Source organism: Pseudonocardia sp. McavD-2-B, from assembly GCF_024124365.1.
GTDB classification, from domain to species: domain Bacteria; phylum Actinomycetota; class Actinomycetes; order Mycobacteriales; family Pseudonocardiaceae; genus Pseudonocardia; species Pseudonocardia alni.
In genome coordinates this window covers 1-3,843 of the sequence record NZ_JAMXSG010000401.1, presented here as the reverse complement: position 1 = coordinate 3,843, position 3,843 = coordinate 1, and the positions used below count along the sequence as shown (strand labels likewise).

Genomic DNA, 3,843 nt, shown 5'->3' with positions numbered 1-3,843 from the left:
GGCGGGCCGCGGGATCGACGACGCCGCCACCGCGACGGCCGCGGTCGGCGACTGGCGCGCCGCGGGCGGTCAGGTGCACGTCACCGCGATCACCGAGGCCCTGCGCGACATCGCGCGCGCCGGGTCCGGCGGCGGGATCGTCGCGCTGGCCGAGGCCTGCCGCGACCTGCGCGACGAGGTCGCCTCCGCGCAGGCGTATCCGGCGATCCCGGACGCCGTCGCCCAGGTGTACTGGCGTGACGGGCTCGCCGCGGGCGCCGACGCGGCCCGGCACTGCATCGCGGGCGCCTCCCTCGGCGACCCCGGGCTGCTCGGCGACGCCGCCCAGGAGCTCAACGGGATGAGCACGCAGCTGGGCGCCGTCGCGGACCGGCTCACCCTGCTGTCGGGCGGCTGACCCCGCGGGCACCGCGGACCGTGCGGATCCGCGCCACGACCCGCATGATCACGCCATGACCACCATCGCGATCGTCGGTGCCGGACCGGGACTCGGTGCGGCGACGGCCCGGCGCTTCGCGCGCGAGGGGTTCGAGGTCGCCCTGATCGGGCGGCGCCGCGACCGTGCCGAGGCGCTGGCCGCCGAGCTGGCCGACGACGGCGTCGCCGCGCACCCCTTCACCGCCGACGCCCGCGACCCCGCCGCCCTCGCCGCGACGCTGGAACGGGTCGCGGAGACCGTCGGCCCGGTCGAGGTGCTGCAGTACAGCCCCGCACCGCAGAAGGACTTCCTGCGGCCGCTGCTCGAGACCACCCCGGCCGACCTCGTCGGGCCGGTCGAGATGTCGGTGTACGGGCCGGTCGCGGCCGTGCACCAGGTGCTGCCCGGGATGCGCGCGCTGGGCCGCGGCACGGTGCTGTTCGTCAACGGCGGCAGCGGGGCCCGGCCGTCGTCGCGGGTGGCGGGCACCTCCATCGCCTTCGCCGGGCTCGGCGCCTTCGCGGCGATGCTGCACGACGAGCTGGCCGGCGACGGCGTGCACGTCGCCCAGCTGATCGTCCCCGGCGCGATCGAGCCCGGGCACCCCCGCAAGGACCCCGCCGTACTCGCCGGGACCCTGTGGACACTGCACCGCGACCGGCCCGCCGGGTTCCGCCATCTCGCCGACGACCTCTGAGCGCCCTCCGGGGTGTGGCGTGGGCGTTGCGGCGGGCACCGGGGCTCCTGCGCCGCTAGGGTTCCCGCCGCAGGTCGACCGGTACGAACGGGGTGGGTCATGGATTCGGGGTCGCAACCGGCCGCGCGCGCCGAGAACCGTGGGGCGCGGCGGGACCCGGCGGGGGGCGGGCTGCTGAGCCCGTCGCCGACGGCCCCGGTCGCCAGCCGCGGCACCGTCATCGGCAACGGGCTCACCTGGCTGGCGGCGTGGAGCCTGCGGGTCGCGCTGATCGCCGTCGGACTGGTGATCGTCGGCTACGTCATCGGCATGTTGTGGGTCGTCGTCTGGCCCGTCGTGCTCGCGATCCTGCTGGCCACCGTCCTGCGTCCGCCCGCGGCGCTGCTCATCAGGTGGCGGGTGCCGGCCGCGGCGGCCTCCGCGATCGTGCTGCTCGTCGGCATCGCCGCGGTGACCGGGCTGTTCGTGAGCATCGCGCCGTCGATCGCCGGGCAGACCCAGCAGATCACCTCCGGGGTGATCGCGGCGCTCGGGCAGATCCAGCAGTGGGTGACCGGGCCACCGCTGAACCTCGGCGACGGTCAGATCGGTGACATCGTCAACCAGGTCACCCAGCAGCTGCAGCAGAGCGCGACCGCCATCGCCGGCGGCGTCCTGACCGGGGTGTCCACCCTGGCGTCCGGGCTGATCTCGCTGGTGCTGGCGCTGGTGCTGACCTTCTTCTTCGTCAAGGACGGGCCCCGGTTCCTGCCGTGGCTGACCTCGATCACCGGTCGCAGCGCGGGCGGGCACATCGCCGAGGTGCTGCGCCGGATGTGGAACGTCCTCGGCGGCTTCATCCGCGTCCAGGCACTGGTGAGCCTCATCGACGCCGTGTTCATCGGCATCGGCCTGGTGCTGCTGGGCATCCCGCTGGCGCTGCCGCTCGCCGTGCTGACCTTCGTCGGCGGGTTCATCCCGATCGTCGGTGCGGTCGTCGCGGGCTCGCTGGCCGTGCTCATCGCGCTGGTCACGCAGGGCTTCGGCACCGCGGTCGCGGTGGCGGTGCTGGTCGTGGCGGTGCAACAGATCGAGGGCAACGTGCTGCAGCCCTTCCTGCAGGGACAGAGCCTCAAGCTGCACGGTGCCGTCGTGCTGCTGGCGGTGACGGCGGGCGGGTCGCTCGCCGGGATCGCCGGTGCGTTCCTCGCGGTGCCGGTCGCGGCCGTCGTCGCGGTGCTGCTGCGCTACCTCGGTGAGCAGATCGACCTGCGGGACCGCCGGTTCTCCGGTGTGGACGACGTCGCCGCGGGCACCCCGGTCACCGCCGTCGACGGCGCGGCCCCGGCCTCCGCCGCTACCGGCACCGGGACCGGGACCGGCACGACGCCCGGGACCGGGGACGACAGCGAGACCGTCGGGGGCGACGCCGTGCCCGCCCCGCCGGACTCCGCCCGTCAGGACGGCGGCTGACCGACCCGCCCGGGCAGCCGGTCGATCCCCAGCATCCGGTCCATCAGCCGGAACCGCAGCACCACCCACATCAGGGCGAACCAGCAGACCAGGACCGGCAGCACCACCAGCAACACCGGCCGCGCCGCGCCGGTGAGCCCGAAGTACGACGACAGCGCCGGGGTCCCGACCACGCCCGCGAACACCACCGTCAGGCCCAGCACCAGCCAGGCCGGGCGACGGTCGGACACCGGTGCCGTCCACGCCGCGAGGAACCGGTGCGGCGGCAGCAGGAACAGGATCAGCACGAACGACGCCGGCCCCACGAACGTCGACAGCCCGGTCTGCGCGCCGAGCGTCGCGGCCGCACCGGCGAAGTCGGCGTCGGTGCCGTAGGTCAGCCCGGTGTAGCTCTGGAACTGCTCGATCACCTGCGCCGGGGTCCGTCCGCTGCTGAAGCCCTGCAGGATGCCCTGGTAGAGCACCGTGTAGACGACCGTCCCCGCGCCCGCGGTCACCACGGATGCCGGCACCACGAAGCGGGCGAGGTTGCTCAGCAGGTCCGGGTCCGGCTCGGACGGCGTCGCCCACAGCGTCAGGAACAGCGTGGGCACGCCGACGGTCAGCAGCGTCAGCCCGACCTGGGTGGGGGAGTAGGGGAACCCGAGCCCGAGCATGGTCACGGCCATGATCACCAGGCCCTGGGTGGCGACCCGGCTGAGGAACACGTACATCGACACGGCGATGCCGTCGATGATCCGGCGGCCCTCGGTGCGCGCCGGCAGCAGCGCGTCGAACGAGTCGTCGACGAGCACGATGTCGGCGACGTCGCGGGTCACCGCCGAGCCGCTGCGCATCGCGACGCCGACGTGGGCCCGCTTGAGGGCACGCGCGTCGTTCACTCCGTCACCGAGCATCGCGACGTGCGCACCGCCCCGGCGCAGGCTCGCGACGACCCGCTCCTTCTGCTCCGGGGTCACCCGCCCGAACACCGTGGTCCGGGCGACGAGCGCGTCGAGCGCGGCCCGGCCCCCGGCGGAGTCGTCGAGCTCCTCGACCTCGGACCCGGCGACCGCCTCACCCACGTCGAGCCCGGCCTTCGCCGCGAGCGCGGCGACGGTGCGCGGGTCGTCGCCCGAGAGCACCTTCACCGCGACCCCGTCCGCGGCGAACCGCTCCAGGGCGTCGGCGACGCCGGGACGCAGCTCGTCGGACAGCACCACCAGCGCCACCGGGTCCAGGGCGGGCAGGGCGGGGCGACCGTCGCCGTCGCGCAGCGCGGCGCCCGCCCGCGCGG

General features: G+C 75.1%; 4 protein-coding genes. 3 read left to right on the top strand and 1 reads right to left on the bottom strand.

Annotation, left to right across the window (positions count from 1 at the left end):
* The 3 genes from NH602_RS29155 to NH602_RS29145 form a co-directional block, all read left to right on the top strand.
* A partial coding sequence (locus NH602_RS29155) for a hypothetical protein (protein ID WP_253069485.1) occupies positions 1–397 on the top strand: 397 nt, incomplete at its 5' end.
* Positions 398–452: 55 nt separating this feature from the next.
* The gene (locus tag NH602_RS29150) at positions 453–1,115 is read left to right on the top strand and encodes an SDR family NAD(P)-dependent oxidoreductase (protein ID WP_253069484.1); all 663 of its coding nucleotides are present in this window, start codon (positions 453–455) and stop codon (positions 1,113–1,115) included.
* A gap of 99 nt (positions 1,116–1,214) precedes the next feature.
* Entirely contained in the window at positions 1,215–2,567 is a 1,353-nt protein-coding gene (locus tag NH602_RS29145; protein ID WP_253069483.1) for an AI-2E family transporter, read from the top strand.
* On the opposite strand, the gene NH602_RS29140 is transcribed toward NH602_RS29145, so the two are convergent.
* Positions 2,552–3,843 (bottom strand): HAD-IC family P-type ATPase (locus NH602_RS29140; RefSeq protein ID WP_253069482.1); only part of this gene is annotated, 1,292 nt, incomplete at its 5' end. The genes NH602_RS29145 and NH602_RS29140 overlap by 16 nt on opposite strands.